General features: G+C 68.8%; 21 protein-coding genes and 1 pseudogene. 12 read left to right on the top strand and 10 right to left on the bottom strand.

The genetic code is table 11. The features are described 5' to 3' along the window. Positions 1-32: 32 nt before the first annotated feature. Positions 33-674, top strand: a complete 642-nt coding sequence (locus ACFFC4_RS09220) for a hypothetical protein (protein WP_375500029.1) — start codon at positions 33-35, stop codon at positions 672-674. Positions 675-862: 188 nt separating this feature from the next. Then, a complete protein-coding gene (locus ACFFC4_RS09215; RefSeq protein WP_375500027.1) occupies positions 863-1357 on the top strand; it encodes an acyl-CoA thioesterase in 495 nt (164 codons plus the stop codon). 1 nt (position 1358) lies between these two features. Here ACFFC4_RS09215 and ACFFC4_RS09210 read toward each other — a convergent pair whose 3' ends face one another. After that, the gene (locus ACFFC4_RS09210; RefSeq protein WP_375500025.1) at positions 1359-2321 is read right to left on the bottom strand and encodes a PaaX family transcriptional regulator C-terminal domain-containing protein; all 963 of its coding nucleotides are present in this window, start codon (positions 2319-2321) and stop codon (positions 1359-1361) included. 145 nt (positions 2322-2466) lie between these two features. On the opposite strand from ACFFC4_RS09210, the gene ACFFC4_RS09205 reads away from it, so the two are divergent. From ACFFC4_RS09205 to ACFFC4_RS09185, 5 genes and pseudogenes are all read left to right on the top strand, one after another. Beyond that, positions 2467-3291, top strand: a complete 825-nt coding sequence (locus ACFFC4_RS09205) for a fumarylacetoacetate hydrolase family protein (RefSeq protein ID WP_375500023.1) — start codon at positions 2467-2469, stop codon at positions 3289-3291. Positions 3292-3331: 40 nt separating this feature from the next. After that, positions 3332-4112 (top strand): annotated as a pseudogene (locus tag ACFFC4_RS09200) (SDR family oxidoreductase). A 55-nt stretch (positions 4113-4167) separates the two neighbouring features. Beyond that, a complete protein-coding gene (locus ACFFC4_RS09195; protein WP_375500021.1) occupies positions 4168-4662 on the top strand; it encodes a MaoC family dehydratase in 495 nt (164 codons plus the stop codon). Between the two features lie 12 nt (positions 4663-4674). Then, positions 4675-5997: an MFS transporter gene (locus ACFFC4_RS09190; RefSeq protein ID WP_375500019.1), complete on the top strand. Its 1323-nt coding sequence runs from the start codon at positions 4675-4677 to the stop codon at positions 5995-5997. Next, on the top strand, positions 5994-7232 hold the full coding sequence (locus ACFFC4_RS09185) for a multidrug effflux MFS transporter (RefSeq protein ID WP_375500017.1): 1239 nt from the start codon (positions 5994-5996) through the stop codon (positions 7230-7232). Before ACFFC4_RS09190 ends, ACFFC4_RS09185 begins: the two co-directional genes overlap by 4 nt. On the opposite strand, the gene ACFFC4_RS09180 is transcribed toward ACFFC4_RS09185, so the two are convergent. Further along, a complete protein-coding gene (locus tag ACFFC4_RS09180) occupies positions 7192-7893 on the bottom strand; it encodes a GntR family transcriptional regulator (protein WP_375500015.1) in 702 nt (233 codons plus the stop codon). The two genes, ACFFC4_RS09185 and ACFFC4_RS09180, sit on opposite strands and share 41 nt — an antisense overlap. A 10-nt stretch (positions 7894-7903) precedes the next feature. Between ACFFC4_RS09180 and ACFFC4_RS09175 the strand changes: the two genes are divergently transcribed. The 3 genes from ACFFC4_RS09175 to ACFFC4_RS09165 all read left to right on the top strand — a co-directional run bounded on the left by ACFFC4_RS09175 (position 7904) and on the right by ACFFC4_RS09165 (position 9503). Continuing rightward, complete coding sequence (locus ACFFC4_RS09175) at positions 7904-8215, top strand: hypothetical protein (protein WP_375500013.1); 312 nt, start codon at positions 7904-7906, stop codon at positions 8213-8215. 44 nt (positions 8216-8259) lie between these two features. Next, entirely contained in the window at positions 8260-8985 is a 726-nt protein-coding gene (locus tag ACFFC4_RS09170; RefSeq protein WP_375500011.1) for a nuclear transport factor 2 family protein, read from the top strand. A 62-nt stretch (positions 8986-9047) separates the two neighbouring features. Next, complete coding sequence (locus ACFFC4_RS09165) at positions 9048-9503, top strand: flavin reductase family protein (RefSeq protein ID WP_375500190.1); 456 nt, start codon at positions 9048-9050, stop codon at positions 9501-9503. 152 nt (positions 9504-9655) lie between these two features. Here ACFFC4_RS09165 and ACFFC4_RS09160 read toward each other — a convergent pair whose 3' ends face one another. Both ACFFC4_RS09160 and ald read right to left on the bottom strand, forming a co-directional pair. After that, positions 9656-11023 (bottom strand): NAD(P)/FAD-dependent oxidoreductase, encoded by a 1368-nt coding sequence (locus ACFFC4_RS09160; protein ID WP_375500009.1) that lies wholly within the window; start codon positions 11021-11023, stop codon positions 9656-9658. 2 nt (positions 11024-11025) lie between these two features. Further along, on the bottom strand, positions 11026-12141 hold the full coding sequence (ald, locus tag ACFFC4_RS09155) for an alanine dehydrogenase (RefSeq protein WP_375500007.1): 1116 nt from the start codon (positions 12139-12141) through the stop codon (positions 11026-11028). 67 nt (positions 12142-12208) lie between these two features. On the opposite strand from ald, the gene ACFFC4_RS09150 reads away from it, so the two are divergent. Further along, positions 12209-12730 carry an Lrp/AsnC family transcriptional regulator gene (locus ACFFC4_RS09150; protein ID WP_375500005.1) on the top strand — a complete coding sequence of 174 codons (522 nt, stop codon included), beginning with the start codon at positions 12209-12211 and terminating at the stop codon, positions 12728-12730. 4 nt (positions 12731-12734) lie between these two features. Here the strand turns inward: ACFFC4_RS09150 and ACFFC4_RS09145 are convergent, their stop codons facing one another. Continuing rightward, positions 12735-13595, bottom strand: coding sequence for a hypothetical protein (locus ACFFC4_RS09145; RefSeq protein ID WP_375500003.1), 861 nt, complete (start codon positions 13593-13595; stop codon positions 12735-12737). A gap of 80 nt (positions 13596-13675) precedes the next feature. Between ACFFC4_RS09145 and ACFFC4_RS09140 the strand changes: the two genes are divergently transcribed. Beyond that, the gene (locus ACFFC4_RS09140) at positions 13676-14254 is read left to right on the top strand and encodes a DUF2231 domain-containing protein (protein WP_375500001.1); all 579 of its coding nucleotides are present in this window, start codon (positions 13676-13678) and stop codon (positions 14252-14254) included. A 3-nt stretch (positions 14255-14257) separates the two neighbouring features. On the opposite strand, the gene ACFFC4_RS09135 is transcribed toward ACFFC4_RS09140, so the two are convergent. The 5 genes from ACFFC4_RS09135 to ACFFC4_RS09115 form a co-directional block, all read right to left on the bottom strand. Then, on the bottom strand, positions 14258-15193 hold the full coding sequence (locus tag ACFFC4_RS09135) for an NAD(P)/FAD-dependent oxidoreductase (protein WP_375499999.1): 936 nt from the start codon (positions 15191-15193) through the stop codon (positions 14258-14260). A 13-nt stretch (positions 15194-15206) separates the two neighbouring features. Then, positions 15207-16790, bottom strand: a complete 1584-nt coding sequence (locus ACFFC4_RS09130; RefSeq protein ID WP_375499997.1) for an APC family permease — start codon at positions 16788-16790, stop codon at positions 15207-15209. A 56-nt stretch (positions 16791-16846) separates the two neighbouring features. Next, positions 16847-18262, bottom strand: coding sequence for an aspartate aminotransferase family protein (locus ACFFC4_RS09125; RefSeq protein WP_375499995.1), 1416 nt, complete (start codon positions 18260-18262; stop codon positions 16847-16849). Positions 18263-18299: 37 nt separating this feature from the next. Next, positions 18300-18767, bottom strand: a complete 468-nt coding sequence (locus ACFFC4_RS09120) for an Lrp/AsnC family transcriptional regulator (protein ID WP_375499993.1) — start codon at positions 18765-18767, stop codon at positions 18300-18302. A gap of 148 nt (positions 18768-18915) precedes the next feature. Next, complete coding sequence (locus ACFFC4_RS09115) at positions 18916-19161, bottom strand: hypothetical protein (RefSeq protein WP_375499991.1); 246 nt, start codon at positions 19159-19161, stop codon at positions 18916-18918. Between the last annotated feature and the right edge of the window lie 19 nt (positions 19162-19180).

Here is a 19180-nt window from a genome sequence, read left to right as displayed (position 1 = left end):
CACGCTGCGGCCGCGGTCGAGGGGGCGGGGGAGTGCAGCTCGTCGTCGTCACCGACCGCACCAGCAACGGCCCGCAGCTGCTGTTCCCGACACCGCAGGCGAAGGGTGGTGCGCCGACGCTGTTCCACTGGGTGCTCGACAACGTCGATCGCGACCCGTGGGCCGAGGCCGGGATGCTGCACGCCGGCGGCTCAACGGCGGCGCGCATGGGCGTCACCAACAGTGAGCTGGACGAGCTCAAGATCATGCGTCACGAGCAGTACGAGCACGCCCTCGCCAATGACCGCGCTATTCAGCGTCGTTACCTCGTGCCCGTCGAGATCGAGCGCCCACAGCACGGCGTCCATCACGAGGGTATGCACCTCGACGCCGATCACGGCGTGCGCCCGCTCGACCCGATGAAGCTGCGCAAGATGTCGCCTGCCGACCCGGCCGGTCTGCACTCGTACGCTGCGCAGACCTTCCCAGCCGACGGTTGTGCGGGCGCGCTGCAGGCCCTCGGCGCGGCCGGTCTCGACCTCGCCGACGTCGATGCGGTGACCACGCACAACCCCTTCGCCGTCCACGATCTGTACTCGCGCCGAGACGGGCTTCCCGCTCGAGCGGATGAATGCGTTCGGGTGCAGCCTGGTTTACGGCCAGCCCCTCGAGCTTGGCGGCATCGCGACCGTTGAGGACCACGTTGACGCCCTCGGCCGACAGCGACTGAGCGCAGGCCCGCCCCAGGCCCTGACTCGAGCCAGCGCCCAGCGGCCCGCGATCCCCAGATCCACCCTGTCCTCTCCCGGTTGCCAGAAGTGGCTCGCTCGCGCTAGATACCTTGACCATCGCGCGTCAATCAAACTGGTGATAAACAATGCGCATGAACGTAGTCGACCCGGACGGCGGCGGGCCGCTGACGGTGACCATCGAGCGGCGTGTCGAGTTCGCCGACACCGACGCCACGGGCCACCACCACTACCTGGCCGTCCTGCGCTGGCTGGAGCACGCCGAACGGGTGTTGCACGAGCAACTTGGCATCGCCGACGAGACCCTCGGCAGATTGCCCCGCGTGCATCTCGAGGTCGATTTCTTCGCCGCCGTCCACTATCGCGAGCCGATCGAATTGACCCTCGTGATCGAGCGGGTCGGCCGCACGTCGCTCACCCACTCGTTCCGCGTCGAGTCCGGTGCGCTGCTTGTTGCGGCCGGTCGTTACGTCGTGGTGCTGTCGGCGGCCATCGACGGGCGTTCCACGCCGTGGCCGGCGGAGGTGCGCGACCGGTTGTCCGGGACGGGCACGTTGCCCGGTGAACGGACGGCCGACCTACCACCGTCCACGGTCGCTACCGTGGCCGCGGACACCGCCGCGGGATGACTCAGCCCGAGACGCGCCGCTCGAGGCGGGCCGCGTCGATCGCTGTCAGCGCGGTCTGCGTCGTGTCGTAGTGGGCGAGCTCGGCGAGTTCTGGGGCGTACTCCGCAAGCAGCTGCTTGAAGCGCAGCGCGGCCAGCGGCGTCAGTGCGTCGTACACCTCGGCCCACAGGTCGTAGGCCGCGGTCCGCGGCCAGTCGGCGGGCAGGACCTCGGGCGGCAACTCGGGGTCGAGGTTCGGGAATGCGCGCCACGTGTCCATGATCGCGGTGCGCTCGACGAGGGCCTCGGACGCGTTGATCCGACCACGCCGGACGCGGGTGCGCAGCGGTGTGAACTCAGCGATGAAGTCGTGATACGCGGTGGCGAGCTGGTCGAGGTTCCACGCCGCCAGCGGGTGACTGCTGCTGCCGAGCTCCGGGGTGATCACCGTCGAGCGCAGCACCGTCGCCTGCTCGACCCCGCACTCGGCCAGGACCGCCTGCACCTCGTCGGCCTGCCCGCGCGGCGAGGCCCACACGCCGTCGTAGAGCGGCGCAAAGCCCAACCACCGCAGGCGCGTCCGCAGCGCGTGCCGGACGTCGCGCTGCTCCTCGGGCACCGAGAACACCACCACGAGCCAGGTGCCGTCCCAGCTGGCGAGCCCGTCTCGGCCGAAGGAGAAGATGCGCTGACGGCCGTCCTCCAACACCCGCACGCAGCGCGGTGTAGGTCCGTAGAAGGTGCGGCGGCCGATCTTGGACGAGGTCAGCAACCCACGTCGGGCGAGCCGACTGAGCGCGGCGCGGGCCGACGTCGCGGAGATCCCGAAATCGTTGGCCAGAGCGACGAGACCCGAGGACGGCAGGTGCGCGGTGTTGCCGAACCAGTAGTCACCGAACAGCGTGACGATGAGGTGTTGAGGTTGGGCGCCGGTCTGGGAGCGCGGCAGCTGGATCTCGTCCTCGTCGTGACCCGGCTCGCTCACGGGCTGATGCTATCGGCACCCGTTCGGTCCAGTGGATGTCGCCGGGGCGACAGCGTCAGCCATTGAGTTACGACCCGAAACATGTGACTGTTCAGGCGTCGGTCGTCGAGCAGATGCCGACTGTCGACCGACGAGAGGCCACCGAGTGAAGCTCGCGACCATCCGCACCGGCTCCGGAGCAACGGTGGCCGTCCGGATCGACAGTGACCAGGCGGTCGAGCTCGGGGTGCCCGACGTCAGCACCCTGCTGGCCGGCCAGGATTGGCGCCAGCGTGCACAGGAGTCCGGTCCGAGCCACCCCGTGGACGGCCTCGACTATGCAACCCTGCTGCCCTCTCCCGGCAAGACCTTCTGCGTCGGCCTCAACTACCGCAACCACATCCTGGAGACCGGCCGCGACCTGCCCGAGTACCCGACTTTGTTCGCCAAGTTCCCCGAGGCGCTCATCGGGGCGCACGACGAGATCGCCCTGCCGGTCGAGGACCCGAAGATGGACTGGGAAGCTGAGCTGGGCGTCGTCATCGGCGCCCCCATGCGCCGGGTGTCACCCGAGGACGCTGTGGCCGGCATCGTCGGCTACACGGTCGTGAACGACATCAGCGCGCGCTCTTTCCAGAACCGCACCATCGAGTGGTTGCAGGGCAAGACGTTCGAGAACAGCACTCCGGTCGGCCCGCACCTCGTGACCGCCGACGAATTCGACGGCACGTCCGGCGAGATCGTGTGCGAGGTCAACGGCGAGACCATGCAGCAGTCCGACATCGGGGACCTGCTGTTCGGGCCGGCCCAGCTGGTCTCCTACATCTCCACCATCATCACGCTGCGCCCGGGCGATCTGATCGTGTCCGGCACGCCGGGTGGAGTCGGCAACGCTCGCAAGCCGCCGGTGTACCTCGATGAGGGAGATGTCGTCGTCACGCGAGTCGCCGGCCTGGGGGAGTGCCGCAACACCTGCCGTCGCGACGGCTGACCGACTTCACTGCGCACCGATCAACCGAGGAGCAATTGTCGTGGACCTGTCCGAGCGTTCCGTCGTCGTTACCGGAGCGGGCCGGGGTCTCGGCCGCGCGTACGTGCTCGCATTGCTGCCAGCGGCGCCGGTGCCGCGGACCAGCTGGTCGGCCGCGCGGTCGGCGAGGTCGGCCGGCTCGACGCGATGGTCACCAACGCCGGCATCCTGCGCGACCGGGTGGTGTGAAAGATGTCCGACGACGAGTTCGACGCCGTCGTCACGGTGCACCTGCGCGGGACGTTCACCTGCGCCCGCGCGGCCGCGGTGCAGATGCGCGAGCAGGGCGACGGCGGGCGGCTCATCCTGGCCGGGTCACCGGCCGGGCAGCGCGGCAACTTCGGACAGACCAACTACGCCGCGTCCAAAGCCGGCATCGCGGCGATGGCCCCGCACCTGGGCCAAGGAACTCGGTCGCTCCAACATCACCGTCAACGCCGTCGTGCCCAGCGCCGCCACCCCGATGACGGCGACCATCCCGGCCTTCGAGCCCTATGTGCGGGCCTTCGAGGAACGCGGCGAGCCGTTCCCGCCGAAGGTCCGGCGGGCAGCAGCATTCGGTTCGGCCGACGACGTCGCCGGGCTCATCGCCTTCCTGGCCTCCGAAGCTGCCGCGTCGATCACCGGCCAGTGCATCGGCATCGGCGGGGACAAGCTCACGTTGTGGTCGCACCCGCAGGAGGTCGCACCCGCAGGAGATCGTGTCGGCGTTCCACGACGGCGGCTGGTCCGCCGACGCCATCGCGGACGCCTGGTCGACCACAGTGTGCGCCGAACCGTAGACCTACGGCATCGAGATCCCCGACCTTTCCTGATCATGACGACTGGAGCATCCGCATGACCGCCGAATCCACCGAATCCACTGAATCCCCCACCTCCACCACCACCACCACGATGGGCGAACTCCCCGGCCTCGTGGGCAGCGAGCTGGGTCGTAGTGACTGGCTCGAGGTGACGCAGGAGAAGGTCAACACGTTCGCTGACGCCACCGACGACCACCAGTGGATCCACGTCGACCCCGAGCGCGCCAAGAACGGCCCGTTCGGCGGTCCCATCGCACACGGCTACCTGACGCTGTCGCTCGTCGTCCCGCTGTTCACCAGCGTTCTCGAGGTCACCGACCGCACCATGGCCGTCAACTACGGCATCAACAAGGCGCGCTTTCCCTCCCCGGTCCCCGTCGGTTCGCGCCTGCGCCTGGTCGCAACGCTCGCCGCCGCCGAGCCGGTCGGCGACAAGGCGCTGCAGCTGCTCGTCGACTGCGTCATCGAACTGGACGGCGCGGCGAAGCCGGCCTGCGTCGCCCAGCTGGCGATGCGCTTCTTCGGCTGAACCGGCTCGCCGATGTGCATGGCGTGCGGCGTCGCATCGCACGTAGCGCTCGACGAGCTGCCGGCCACGGCAGCGACACCACCAGGTTCCCCGGAGCGCTTTGCAGCGTTGCGGCAACAAGACTGCCGGCGCTACCTCGTCGGCTGCATGTTGTCGATGATGGCCGACAACATCGAGCACGTGATCACCTACTGGGTGCTGTGGGAGACGTTCCATTCGCCGGCACTCACCGGCTTCGAGGTGATCAGTCACTGGTTGCCGTTCCTGCTGTTCTCGGTGTGGTTCGGCGGGCTGGCTGACCGGTATGACTGCCGGCGGGTCATCCAGGCCGCGCAGCTGCTGTTCATGGCCGTCTCCGTCGCCTGGGGTGTGCTGTTCCTGATCGGCGGTCTGCGGATCTGGTTGGCGTGCGTGCTGCTGGTGTTGCACGGTATGGCCGGCGCGCTCTGGGGGCCGGCCGAGCAGCTGATGCTGCACGACTTCGTAGGCCCGCGGGTGCTGCCCAGCGCGATCCGGCTGAACGCCACCGCACGCAACTTCGGGCTGCTGTTCGGCCCGGTCGTCGGTTCGGCGTTGCTGCTCGGGCTCGGTCCTACGACCGGCATCTTCGTCAACGTCGCCGTCTACCTGCCGTTGACGTTGTTCTTGCTGACCACCACCTACACCGGCCACGCCCGCGACGAACGGCCGGTCGGGCGGGTCCGGCTGGGCTTGCGGGACGCCGTTCACACGATCGCCGAGGTGCGCGGCAGCCCTACCATGGTCTCGATGATCGCGCTGGCCGGCCTGTCCGCGATGTTCGGAGCGGCCTCGCTGCAGTCGACGATGCCGGCGTTCGCGCACGACGTCGGCGCTTCGGCGGGAGCTGCGTACGGCGTACTGCTCTTCGCCACCGGCCTGGGCGGCGTCGTCGGTGGCGTCCTGCTCGAATTCACCGGGCGGTTGCGCCTGACCGTAGGCACCGCGACGTGGACGACGTTCGCGCTCGGCAGCTGCCTGCTCGTGTTCGCGGTGACGCGGGTGTACCTCGTGGCCATCGTCGCCCTGTTCGTGGCGGGGATCATGACGCTGGCCTCGATGTCGATCGGGCAGACGCTGGTGCAGCTGTTCGCCCCACCTGACAAGCGCGGCCGGGTGGTCGGCGTCTACGGCATGTCGGCCAACGGCCTGCGCGTAGGTAGCGGCTTGGGCGTCGGGGTGCTCGGCGCCGGGGTGGGCGTGCACTGGTCGCTCGGGGTCAGTGCCGTGTGCCTGTGCGTCGGCGCGTTCGCCATCGCCGCCTACCTGCACCGGTCCGGCGCGTCGCGCTCCGTCGAGCTCGGGGTCCCGAAGTGAGCGACACCGCCCCCACCCTGGAGCATCGCGCGTACCTGCTGATGTTGCTGGTGCTCGGCGCGCTGGCGGCGTTCGGCCCGCTCTCGATGGACATGTACCTGCCCTCGCTGCCCAGCATCTCCGACGACCTGCACACCTCGGCGACGTCCACCCAGTTCACGATGTCGGCGTGCATCGCGGGGCTCGCGCTGGGCCAGCTGGTGGCCGGGCCGCTAAGCGACGCGCTCGGCCGGCGTCGGCCGCTGCTCGTCGGCGTCGGTGCCTACGTTGTGCTGTCGCTGCTGTGCGCGGCGGCGCCGAATGTGGGTGTGCTGATCGTGCTGCGCCTGCTGCAGGGACTCGCCGGCGCTGCGGGTCTGGTGATCAGCCGGGCGATCGTGCGTGACCGCTGGGGCGGTGGGCCGGCCGCGGCGCGGGTGTTCTCACTGCTGACCCTGGTCAGCAGCATCGCGCCGGTGGCCTCGCCGCTGCTCGGTGGCCAGATACTGCGCGCGACCAGCTGGCGCGGCGTGTTCGTTGTGCTGGCCGCGATCGGGGTGTTGATCCTGCTGGGCACCTTGACGCTCGACGAGACGCACCCGCCCGAGCAGCGACAGGGCAGCTTGCAGGCCACCGGTCAGGCGTTCGGACTGCTCGTCCGCGATCGAGTCTTCGTCTGCTACACCGTGGCCGGCGGCCTGGCGGGGGCGGCGCTGTTCACCTACATCTCGGCCTCGCCCTTTGTGATCGAGGACGCCTATGGGCGCAGCGCCCAGCTGTTCAGCCTGATGTTCGCGGCCAACTCGGTCGGCATCATGGTCACCGGCCGGTTCAGCGCCCGGCTCGTCCAGCGCGTCGGTTCGGCCTCGCTCCTGCGCGTGGGACTTGTCGTTCAGGCGCTCGCCGGTGTGGCGCTACTGGGCGTGGTGGCGGCGGGCCGCCCGCCGTTGGCCGTGCTGCTCGTGCCGCTGTTCTTCATCGTGGCGCCCATCGGTCTGATCGGCCCGAACTCGACGGCGCTCGCCCTGTCGCCGCACGGTGCCATTGCCGGGTCGGCGTCAGCGCAGCTCGGCGCGTTCCAGTTCCTGGTCGGCGCCGCCGTCGGCCCACTTGCCGGTGTCGCTGGTCACGAGTCCGTGGTGCCGATGGCCGTGCTGATCGCGGTGCTGAGTTGTGGCGGGCTGGCGGCGACCTATGCCGTCCGGGCGCCGACGGTCACTCGGACGCCAGTACCGGAGGTTCCGACGGCGCCGTGAGCGACGGGTGCGTACGCAGCACCTTGCGCACGAGCTCGTGGTTGGCGTCGTTGAACGCCATTACGCGCTTGCGCAGCTGCTCGGCGTCGCGTCGGCGGATCAGGGTGACGAATGCGCGGTTCGGCCGGTTGCGCAAGATCTCCTGGCCCTCGACCTCGCTGTAGGCCAGCACGAACAGCCGGCCGATCTCGGTCGACAACGCGCGGAACAGCGCCATCAGCCGCTCGTTGCCCGCGGCCTGCCCGAACGCCTCGAACAACGTCTCACCCTGTCGGTTGTCGACCGCGGATCCGATCTCGCGCTCGAGCGAGGTCTCGATGACCGCGATGACGTGCTCGAGCTGCTCGTCGGTGCCGTTGATGACGGCGAGTTCGGCGACCGCACCGCACACGTGCCGCCAGACCTGGAACAGCTCGTCGACGCCGTGCTCGGTCAGCGGGGTGACGAGGTACCCGCGCCGCGGCAGGGTGATCACCAGACCCTCGTTGGCCAGACGGCCCAGGCCCTCGCGGACCGGGGTGAGTCCGAGATCCAGGTCGCGGGCCAGCGCACGCTCGGTGATGCGGGTGCCCGGCGGCAGCGCGCACGTGACGATCGCGTCCTTGAGCCGGGCGTACGCGATGCTCGTCAACGACGGGCGGGGCGTCAGCTCCTCGGTCACGGACACGAGTGTGCCCAATGCGGCGATCGCGCGGCGCGCTACCGTGACGGGCGCGCAGATAATGGCGCAAGTGCCCGACGGAACGGAGCCGGCGACGGCGAGCGAGACCGACGAACAACAGCTGCGCGACCTCGAGGTCGCCCGCTGCCGGGCCATCTCCGAGGCCGACGACGCGCGCCTGCGCGAGCTGGTGGACGAGCAGTTCACGCACGCGCACGCCAACGGCAATCTGCAGGACCTCGGCAAGGGGATAGGCGCGGTCGGGGTGGTTTCGTACCGCGTTGAGCAGCGAGAATTTCACGCGTCCCCCTTCAGCCGATGAGCAGCCGATGGGTGACAGAGTATGCACGACGGTGCAGTAACAATATGACGTCTTCTGAGCTGGTGGCCATGACCTTGATCGATGAGCTTGCCGACCGCTTCGCCACCCGCGCCTGGGTGGACGACCCGTTCACCGGGCCCGCGCTGCCCGCCGATGTCGCCGCCACGTCGCCCGTCTGTCCGCAGCACGAGCAATGGTCCGACCTGGAGCTGGTCAAGACGATCACGGCTGGCCCGCGCACCGTGAACGAGCTGTGCTACACGCCGCGCGAGCCGGGCGGGAAGCGGGTTCCGGTAGCTGTCGTATGGGACGACTCGGGGTCTGAGAAGGTAGCTCGGGTGTACTACAACAAGACCTTCATCGGCGGGCCAGGGTCCGAGCGGGTGCGTCCGCCGGTCCAGCGTCCGGAGCCGCATCTCGACCTGCACCCGACCCTCGTCGCCTACCACTCGGCGCTGAGCACCGCCGACGGGCCGGGGATCGTGGCGACGCTGGCCCCAGAGTTCCGCGTTCGTGTCCCGAACGGCGTATATCTCGAGGGCGATGACGTACGCGGCCAGTTCGCCGATCGGTTCGCCAAGACCGGCGGCGTCCCGCTGCAGTACGTGACGTCCACCGACGACGGGAGGACTGCCGCGCTCGAGTTCATCTCGTGGCGCGTGCCGCCGCACGCCGGAATCGGCGTCTACGACCCGAACGACGACGGCCTGATCGCCGAGTTCCGTGCCTACGAGGGCCCGGTGCTACCCAAGCCGGGGGTGAGCTCGTGACCAGCTCGGCCGGCCGGGGTGAGGTCGTCGCCGAGCTGAACTCGGACGCCTTTCGCGCGGTCATGGGTGCGGTGGCCACCCCGGTTGCGGTGGTCACCGGCCTGGACGGCGAACGGCCGCACGGCACCACGGTGAGCGCGTTCTCGTCGCTGTCGCTCGACCCGCCCATGGTGTGCGTCTCGCTCGATCGCTCCTCGGACCTGCTCAAGCTCATCCGGCGCACCCGGCGCTTCGGCGTCAACGTGCTCAGCAGCGGGCAGAGCGAGGTCGCCACCGCGTTCGCTCGTAAGGGCGCCGACAAGTTCGCCGGCGTTGAGTGGGATCTCGACGCGGGCCTGCCGCGGGTGCGCGACTGCGTCGGCTGGCTGGCCTGCGATGTCGAGCGGCTGGTCCGAGGCGGTGATCACACGTTGGCCCTGGGCAATATCGTCGCCGCGGGCCATCTCGACCTGCCTCCGTTGACCTATCACCAGCGGCGGTTCGGCACCCACAACCCGTTCGACGCGCTGTCGAACTAGTCCACGCCCTCCCCGTGATCGTCGGCCTCGACGTGCACGTGCGTGTCGATCGCCTTGACCTGATCCAACTGAATGGGCACAGGCGAAGTCTGCCACCCGAGCGGCCCTGGTGAACAGTGTTCTTGACGCTGGATTCAGAATGTGTCGAATAATCAGCGGCCGATGAGCCGGTTCACTGTCGACGCGAGCTGCGACGGCCGGCCACTGCGCTGCTCGGCGCTGTCGGCCCAGGTCATCGCCGACAGTCCGAGGTTGGCGCCGACCCAACGCAGCGGTTCAGGTTCCCAGCTGCGCGAGCGGTGGCCCACCCACGGCAGAGTAGTGAGCTCCGACGTGCGCCCGGTGATGAGGTCGGCCAGGGTGCGGCCAGCGAGATTCGTCGTCGAGACGCCGTCGCCGACGTATCCGCCGGCCCACGCCAACCCGGTCGCCCGGTCGAGCCCGACGGAGGCGTGCCAATCGCGGGCGATGCCCAGGGGACCGCCCCACCGGTGGCTGATGCGCGCGGAGCGGGTGGCCGGGAACAGCTCGTGCAGGGTCTGCTCGAGCGCATCGAAGACCTTGGGCACCCGGTCGTAGTCCGGTTTGATGCGTGACCCAAGGTGGTACGGCGCGCCGCGACCGCCGAAGACGAGCCGGCCGTCGGCGCTGCGCTGGCCGTAGATGATCAGGTGCCGGTAGTCGCTGAACGTCTCGCGCTCGGCGAGGCCGATCTCGTTCCAGAAGGCGTCCGATAAGGGCTCGGTCGCGACGACCAGCGAGTAGACGGGCGCCACCATGCGTCGATGACCAGGCAGCTGCGAGGTGTAGCCCTCGGTCGCGCGTACAACGGTGCCGGCGCGGACGGTCCCGCCTGCGGTGTGCACGGCGTGCGCCTCAACGCCTGTGACCGGCGTCAGCTCGAAGACGCGCGCGCCGCGCTGCTCAACCAGTGCCGCGAGCGCACGGACGTACTTGGCGGGTTGGACGACGGCACAGTGCGGTGTGTACGTGCCGCCGCAGACGTCGGTGGCGTTGAGGCGCTTGCGGGCCTGCTCGGCATCGAGCAGGTCGCCGTCCAGGCCGAACTCGACGGCTTCGGCGTGCTCGGCGCGGGCGCGCTCGAGCTGGGCCGCGGAGCGGGCAAGCACGACGGTGCCGCCGCGGGCGACGTCGGCGTCGATGCCCTCGCGGACGGCCACCTGTTCGACCTCGGTGACGGCGCCGCGCATCGCCGCGTACTGGGCGAGCGCCGCCTCCCGGCCGGCCTCGCGGACCAGGTTCTCGATCGGCACGGGATACAGCGCCGAGCACCACCCGCCGTTGCGCCCCGACGCACCGAACCCGGCGATCTCCTTCTCGAGCACGACGACGCGCAGGTCGGGGTCGAGCTGCTGCAGGTAGTACGCCGTCCACAGCCCGGTGAAGCCGGCCCCGATGATCGCCACGTCGACGTCGAGATCGCCCGACAGCGGGGCGCGCGGGACGAGCGGTTCGGCGAGTTGGTCGAACCAGAGCGAGACGTCGCGGTAGCTGGTCACGACTATGCCAAGACTTCGGCCACCGCGACCGAATCGTAGCCGTGCGCCTCGCCGACGGGTGCGTTCGTGAGCTGACCCTCGTGGGTGTTCAGGCCGCCAGCGAGCGCGGCGTCGTGACGCAGCGCGTCGCGCCAGCCGCGGTCGGCGAGCTCTACGGCGTAAGGGAGCGTGACGTTGGTGAGTGCATACGTCGAGGTATGGGGCACAGCGCCGGGCATGTTGGCGACGCAGTAGAAGACCGAGTTGTGCACCGGGTAGGTGGGCTCGGCGTGGGTGGTCGGCCGCGAGTCCTCGAAGCAACCGCCCTGGTCGATGGAGATATCGACGAGCACCGAGCCTGGCTTCATCCGCGACACCAGTTCGTTGCTGATCAACGTCGGGGCCTTCGCGCCCGGTATCAGGACGGCGCCGATGACGAGATCGGCGTCGAGAACGGCCTTCTCGACCTCGTAGGCGTTGGACGCAACCGTCTGGCAGTGGCCCTGGTAGATGGCGTCGACCTGACGCAGCCGAGCGACGTTCTTGTCGAGCAGCAGCACCTCGGCCTGCATGCCGAGCGCGATCGCGGCGGCGTTGATGCCCGAGACGCCGGCGCCGATGACGACGACCTTGGCCGCGTACACGCCGGGGACGCCGCCCATGAGCGTGCCGCGTCCGCCGCCCTGCCGCATGAGGTGATACGACCCGACCTGCGGTGCGAGCCGACCGGCGACCTCGGACATCGGGGCCAGCAACGGCAGCGAGCCGTCGGGGAGCTGAACCGTCTCATAGGCGATGCCGGTGGTTCCGGCAGTCAGCAGTGCATCGGTGCAAGCCTTGTCGGCGGCGAGGTGCAGGTAGGTGAAGAGAACCTGGTCCTTCCGCATCCGGTGGTACTCCTCGGCGATGGGCTCCTTGACCTTGAGCACTATGTCGGCGGAACCCCACACGTCGTCGGCGGTGGGCAGGATCTGCGCGCCGGCATCGACGAAGGCGTCGTCGGGAATCGACGACCCCACGCCGGCCTCGGCCTCGATGACGACCTGGTGGCCGTGGCGGACCAGCTCGTTCACGCCGGCCGGGGTAATGGCGACCCGGAATTCGTTGTTCTTGACCTCGCGAGGGATACCGACCTTCATGTCATCAGAATGAAGGAACGCCGCGCAGGGCGCTACGGACGTGAACAAGATTCTGTACGTTACCGGAATGGCATCCGATCGTTCAGGAACACGGGTCGATTCCGCCTCGGCTCCGAACATCGTTCGCCCGGCACTCGACGATGTCGACCGCACGCTGCTGCGCGCACTTGCTGCCGACGCCCGGATGCCGAACAACGCGCTCGCCCAGCGAGCCGGTGTCGCACCGTCGACCTGCCTCGGCCGGGTGCGCGCGCTCCGCGAGCGTGGCGTGATCCGCGGCTACCACGCCGACGTCGATCCCGCCGCGCTCGGCCGCCCGATCCAGGCCATGATCTCGGTGCGGCTGCAGTCGCACGCCCGTGGGCACATCCCCGACTTCATGGCACGGATCGCAGAATTGCCCGAGGTGCTCAACGTGTTCTTCCTCGGTGGCGCCGACGACTTCTACGTCCACATCGCGGCGACCAGCACCGAGAACCTGCGGGACTTCGTCGTCATCAACCTCAGCGGCAACGCCGACGTCGCGCTGACCGAGACGAACCTGATCTTCGACCACATCCGGGCCGGGTTGGGTCACCCGGCGCACTGACACGTCAGCGAGCGGCGAATACGCCCTTGGGCCAGGCTCCGTTGGCCGCGATCTGCGTGGTGAAGCCGCGGCCCAGCTCGACGGCGCGCGCCACCCGGTCGGGACCCAGCGTGCTCCAGGGTGCGGCGGAGAGCCGATCGGTGGCTCGCTCGATCGCATCTCGCAGCGCAACACCGCCGGCGGTGAGCCCGTCGCTGTCGAGGATGCCACGGGTGCGCAGCGCTTCGACGCCGGCGGCCCACTCGTCGTCCGACCAGCCGCGGGTGGCCTTGGCCGCGGCCTCGGTGAAGCCGTAACCAGTGGCGCAGTGCGTGATCAGAGCCTCGAGCCCGGACAGCTCGCCATCGAGCAGGGCGGCGACGTGCCCGTCGCCACGGAACTCGCGCAGCAGGGTGATGGCGTGCCACAGCACGAGGTGCGGGGCGTCGGGCCACGGCAGCTCGGCGTGCGCGGCGAACAGCGCCCGGCCGTGCGCCGGCAGCTCATGCGTCGCGATGCGGGCCAACTCGGCCAGCTCCGCGAGCTCGGCCGAGTCCACCGCGTCGCCGAGCAGGCGGCGCAGCGCCCGGTCGGCAGCAGTGAGACGTGCGGCCAGGATGTCCTTGACCGACGCCTGCTCCCAGGCCCGTGGGATGTTGTGAGCCACCAGGCTGGGATGGAAGTTGTAGAACGTCGCGGTGACGACGCCCGCACCGACCCGGCCCATCGGCGCCGCCCGGCCGGCGAAGTAGGCCATCCGGCCGCGTCGTAGCCCTACGCGTTCGAACTCCTCGTCGGCCTCGGGCGCGAAGTAGATCATCGCGTGCAGCGGATCGAGGGCACGATTGGCGCGGGCAGCGGCGCCGGCGCCGGAAAAGTCGGTCACGCGCCGAACCCTAGTGCTGCCAACGCTGCCGACGCTGCCGCGGTGTTGAACCGCGCAGCGTCCCGCTGCGTTCCATCACCGTGCCCGTGAAGATCGGCGGCCTGCCCGCCCACGTCCTGCTCGTCCACGCCGTAGTGGTGTTGTTGCCGCTGGCGGCGATCATGCTTGTCCTGGGCGTGCTGTGGCCCGCCGCCCGTCGCCGTTTCGGGTTGCTCACGCCGCTGCTGGCCCTCGTTGGGCTGGCCCTCGTGCCGGTGACCACGCATGCGGGCGAATGGCTCGAGGACCGGCTGCCGCGCAGCAAGGCGATCGAGCGGCACGCCGACCTCGGGGACCAGCTGCTGCCGTGGGCAGCCGGGTTGTTCGTCCTGGCCGCCGTTGTTTGGTGGGTGGACCGGCGTCGCGAGCTCGTCTGGCGGTCGCGGCCCGAGCGGGCCGGCGCGCAGGCGGGGGAGCCGAGCCCGGGCGGTGGGTCGACGGCCACTCTCGTTCGCCCGGAGGCCACCGAGGCCCGTGAGGCGGCCCCGGTGTGGGTGACGGTCCTGCTCAGCGTGCTGTCGATCGCCGTGGCAGTCGGGATGACGATCATGCTCTACCGGATCGGGGACTCCGGGGCGAAGGCCGTCTGGGGCGGCGTCGCGAACCTGCCCGCTCGGTAACCGTCAGGTCAGGCGGTTCGCCAGCTCGATGCCGAGCCGTCGGCCGGACAGCCATGCCGACTCGACGCGTGGCGAGCCCTCCGGGCACCACGAGTCGTTGCACAACCCGATCAGACGGTTGCCCTCGATCAGGCCGCCGTCCACGAGGCCATACGGGGCGCCGCCGTGGGTGCCGGCGGGCTTGGCGAACGTCCAGCGGTGGGCGTACGTCCACTGCGACGGCACAACCAGCCCGAGCAGACGCGTCACGGCATCGGCCACCGTTTGCCCGACCCCGGACGGGTCGGCCAGATGTTGGCTCGCCAGCTCGGACGTGGTGTGTGCGACGAGGACCGCCGCGCCGTCGCCGCGCCGTGAACCGTCGTCGGCGATCAGCGTGAGGTCCGGGTCGTCGTTGACGAAGGCCGCGTCGAACGACCACTCCCGCCGTTCGTAACCGAGGGCCACCGCGATCACCGGTTCGTAGGTCACCCACTCGATCGCATCGGCCGGCAGCATCCGCGCGGCCTGCGGGTCCGGCATGGCCAGCACGACCGCGTCGTGGTCGAGGTCGGCGAGATCGACAACCTCGTGCGACAGCTCGGCCGCCGGCAGCAGGTCGCGCACCAGCGAGCGAAGCCCGTCGGACGCGGCCCAGCGCGCTGGTCCGGACTTGGCGCTGTGCCCGTCCAGTCCGTAGGCGTCGAAGGTGTCGGTCCACTCCCGGGCCAAACCCCGCTGCGCCCAGGCGTCGACGAGCCCGGCGAAGTCCGGGTCCTTGACGGTGAAGTACGCCGCGCCCAGGTCGACGCGCCGGCCGTGCACGGTCGGCGAGGCCATGCGGCCGCCGGGTGCGCGGCCGCGGTCAAGCACGCCGACCGATATGCCGGACGCCGCGAGTACGTTGGCGCACGCGGCACCCGAGATGCCCGCGCCGACGATCGCGACCCGCGCGCTCACCTGCTTGCGGCCGTCAAAGCGACTTCGTGGCGCTCGACAGTTCGGCGACGTCCGGCACCATCGTCGGGGTGTCGGCGTTGAGCGTCTCGCCGCGGAAGAACGCCGGCGACACCGCCTGCCACACGAACATCAGGATGATGCCGATCAAGAACGTGCCGACGCCGATCAGGAACACCGAGCCGATGTGCCAGTGCGGCGAGAAGCCCATCTGCCAGCCGGTGAAGCTGGAGCTGACGTCGCTGGGCGCGAGCCAGGCGTCGTGCAGCGTCCAGCACAGGGCGCCAAACAGAATCAGCCCGCCCAGGAAGGGCAATAGGCCCTGGAAGACAAAGTTGCGCGGGCTGGTGGTCAGGTTGTGCCGGTAGTACCACGCGCACGCGAACCCGGTCAGGCCGTAGTAGAACGCGATCATCATACCCAGGGACGTCACGCAGTCGGAGATCACGCTTGCGGCGTTGCTGGTGTAGTTCAGCATCGCGTAGAGCGCGATCGACACCCCGCCGAAAGCGAGCGTCGACACCGTGGGCGTGAGGTACTTCCGGTGCACCTTGGCGAACGCCTTGGGCATAGCCCGGTAGACGGCCATCGACAGTGACGTGCGCGCCGTCGGCAGGATGGTGGTCTGGGTCGAGGCCGCGGCCGAGGTCAGCACCAGGAACAGCAGCAGGTGCGTCATGATCGAGCCGTAATTGCCGGCGCCGAACACGGCATGGCCGAGCGCCCCGAAGATGTCGGAGGAGTTGTCGCTGTTGTTCAGCCCGATGCCCTTGTCGCCGATGCCGGCGAACGCCTGGGAGGACACGGTCAGCAAGGCGTAGGTGACGAGCAGCAGCACCGTCGAGATCACCGCGGCACGACCCGGCGTCTTGGCCGGATCGGCGGTCTCCTCGTTGACGGCAACCGCGCTGTCCCAGCCCCAGTAGATGAACAGCATCAGGATGATGCCGCGCACGAAGGCGGAGAACGAGTCGATGTTGAGGGGGTTGAACCACGACCACGAGACGTCGATGGCCTGCGGGCCGGCCGTGCCGTTGCTGACCTTGTACAGCGCGGTGACCGCGAAGATGATCAGCACGATGATCTCGAGGACCAGGAAGATCTTCTGCAGCCAGGCCGACAGCTCGACCCCGACGTAGCAGATAGCGGTCATCACGACGATCCAACCGATGCCGACGAGCAGTACCCAGCCGCTGGTCGGGTCGCTGCCGATGCCGTCGGCGTTAAACAGCAGGAACACGTACTGCCCGGCCACCTGTGCCAGTGAGGCCATCACCAGGATGTCGGCAGCGATGATGCCCCACCCGCCGAGCCACCCGGTCTTCGGCCCGAATGCCCGAGTAGCCCAGGTGAACGTGGTGCCGCAGTCCGGGTCGGCCTTGTTCAGTTCCTGGTAACCGATGGCGGTGAACAGCATCGGCACGAACGCCAGAACCACCACGATCGGTGACTGGATGCCTACGAAGAAGACGATGAAGCCGAGCGTTGCCGCCAGGCTGTAGGCCGGCGCGGTCGAGGCCACCCCGATGACGACGCTGGAGGCGAGACCCAGCGCGCCGGTCTTCAACCCCTTCTGGGCCCGGGTGTCCGTGGAGTTCACTGCTGATGCGGTGGTCAAAGTGAAACTCCTCGGGTGGCAGAGGTGATCTTGGCAGACTAAAGGCGCGACCAAGCCTGCGTGAGCACCGATCGCAAAATCCCCTCGATCTCATCGAATTCGGGCTGACCGACGATCAGCGGCGGCGAGAGCTGGATGACCGGGTCGCCCCGATCGTCGGCGCGGCAGTACAACCCGGCGTCGAACAGCGCTTTGGACATGAACCCGCGCAGTAGCCGCTCGGCCTCGTCGTCGTCGAAGGTCTCCTTCGTGACCTTGTCCTTGACGAGCTCGATGCCGTAGAAGTAACCGTCGCCGCGGACGTCGCCGACGATGGGCAGGTCGAGCAGCTTCTCCAGCGTCGAACGGAATGCGCCCTCGTTCTGCAGCACGTGCTGGGTGATTCCCTCGCGTTCGAAGATGTCCAGGTTGGCCATCGCGACCGCGGCCGAGACCGGGTGGCCGCCGAAGGTGTAGCCGTGCGGGAAGGACTGGTCGCCCTGCCAGAACGGCGCGGCGATCCGGTCGCTGACGATGCAGGCGCCGATCGGCGAGTACCCGCTGGTGAGGCCCTTGGCGCAGGTGATCATGTCGGGGATGTAGCCGAACTTGTCGCAACCGAACATGGTGCCGAGCCGGCCGAACGCACAGATGACCTCGTCGGACACGAGCAGCACGTCGTGCTTGTCGCAGATTTCACGCACGCGCTGGAAGTAACCGGGCGGCGGGGTGAAGCAGCCGCCGGAGTTCTGCACGGGCTCGAGGAAGACGGCCGCGACGGTGTCCGGGCCCTCCATCTCGATGGCGAAGTCGATCTGATCGGCGGCCCAGCGGCCGAACGCCTCGAGGTCGTCACTGTGCTCGGGTGCGCGGTAGAAGTTGGTGTTGGGCACCTTGTGCGCGCCCGGGACCAGCGGTTCGAAGTACTTCTTCGCGTCCGGGATGCCGGTGATCGACAGCGCGCCCTGCGGGGTGCCGTGGTAGGCCACCGCACGGCTGATCACCTTGTGCTTCATCGGCTTGCCCACGAGCTTGAAGTACTGCTTTGCCAGCTTCCAGGCCGTCTCGACGGCCTCGCCACCACCGGTGGTGAAGAAGACCTTGTTGAGATCGCCCGGGGCGTAGGAGGCGAGGCGGTCGGCCAGCTCGATCGCCGGCGGGTGCGCGTAGGACCACAACGGGAAGAACGCGAGTTCCTTGGCCTGGTCGTACGCCGCGCGGGCGAGCTCCTCTCGTCCGTGCCCGGCCTGCACCACGAACAGCCCGGCCAGGCCGTCCAGGTATTCGCGACCTGCGACGTCGTAGATACGGGCCCCCTCGCCGCGCACGATCGTCGGCACCGGCGCCTGGGCGTAGGACGACATCCGGGTGAAATGCATCCACAGGTGCTCGCGCGCCTTGGCCGACAAGCCGTCGGCGTCGAAAGGCTGGGCACCATGCTCGTTGACAGTCGGCTCGACGGGGGTGGTGGTCATTTCTTGCTCCTGACAGTTGTAGCAGCGTCGGCGTCCATCAGTGGGCGCCCCAGTTGTAGGTCTGCTTGACGAGCTTGAGGTAAAGGAACGACTCGGTGCGGGTGACGCCCTCGATGGCGCGGATCCGTCCGTTGACGAGGCTGAGCAGGTGCGCGTCGTCCTCGACGACGACCTCAACGAGCAGGTCGAACGAGCCGGCAGTGACGACGATGTAGTCGACTTCGTCGACGCTCTCGAGCTCCTTGGCCACCTTCTCGACGTCACCGGTGACCGAGACCGCGATCATCGCCTGGGTGGCGAAACCGAGCTGCATAGGATCGGTGACGGCCACGATTTGCATGACTCCGGTGTCGATGAGCTTCTGCACTCGCTGGCGCACCGCGGCCTCGGACAGTCCCACGGCTTTGCCGATGGTGGCGTAGGCCCGGCGCCCGTCCTGTTGCAACTCCTTGATGATCGCCATGCTGACGTCGTCGAGCCCTCCACGCGACGAGGATCGGCTCATGACGACGATTTTGCCGGGTCAAGGTCTGGTTTGACAAGCGAATCCGTAGTACAAACCCCGTGTTGATGAAGTAATCCGCTGGTAACAGTGGCGGACGAGAGTACTGCGGTCAGCCGAGCCCATCGAGGAGAGACATGGCGATTGCCGATCAAGCGTCCAGTACCGCCAGTGCAACGGTCGTCGCCCCGGACGTGGCCGCCGAGAAGGCCAAGCTGCAGAAACACTTCGGCCGCTCGGACATCTTCTTCTTCCTCGTCTGCACATTGGTCGGTATCGACGGTCTCGGCACGCTGGCCACCCAAGGCGGCGCCGGCTTCACCTGGCTGATCGTCTGCGTCGTGTTCTTCGCCGTCCCGTCGGCGATGTTGCTGGCCGAACTGGGCGCGTCGTTCACCGACGAAGGCGGACCATAC

Source organism: uncultured Jatrophihabitans sp. (genome assembly GCF_964244045.1).
Classification (GTDB): Bacteria; Actinomycetota; Actinomycetes; order Mycobacteriales; family Jatrophihabitantaceae; genus Jatrophihabitans.
This window is presented reverse-complemented; position numbering and strand designations above follow the sequence as displayed.

What these genes read in the sequence shown, in the direction of transcription:
- ACFFC4_RS09215 (WP_375500027.1), top strand. Translation starts at nt 863, where the DNA reads ATGAACGTAGTCGACCCGGACGGCGGCGGGCCGCTGACGGTGACCATC.
- ACFFC4_RS09195 (WP_375500021.1), top strand. Translation starts at nt 4,168, where the DNA reads ATGACCGCCGAATCCACCGAATCCACTGAATCCCCCACCTCCACCACC.
- ACFFC4_RS09190 (WP_375500019.1), top strand. Translation starts at nt 4,675, where the DNA reads ATGTGCATGGCGTGCGGCGTCGCATCGCACGTAGCGCTCGACGAGCTG.
- ACFFC4_RS09170 (WP_375500011.1), top strand. Translation starts at nt 8,260, where the DNA reads ATGACGTCTTCTGAGCTGGTGGCCATGACCTTGATCGATGAGCTTGCC.
- ACFFC4_RS09165 (WP_375500190.1), top strand. Translation starts at nt 9,048, where the DNA reads ATGGGTGCGGTGGCCACCCCGGTTGCGGTGGTCACCGGCCTGGACGGC.
- ald (WP_375500007.1), bottom strand. Translation starts at nt 12,141, where the DNA reads ATGAAGGTCGGTATCCCTCGCGAGGTCAAGAACAACGAATTCCGGGTC.
- ACFFC4_RS09150 (WP_375500005.1), top strand. Translation starts at nt 12,209, where the DNA reads ATGGCATCCGATCGTTCAGGAACACGGGTCGATTCCGCCTCGGCTCCG.
- ACFFC4_RS09125 (WP_375499995.1), bottom strand. Translation starts at nt 18,262, where the DNA reads ATGACCACCACCCCCGTCGAGCCGACTGTCAACGAGCATGGTGCCCAG.
- ACFFC4_RS09120 (WP_375499993.1), bottom strand. Translation starts at nt 18,767, where the DNA reads ATGAGCCGATCCTCGTCGCGTGGAGGGCTCGACGACGTCAGCATGGCG.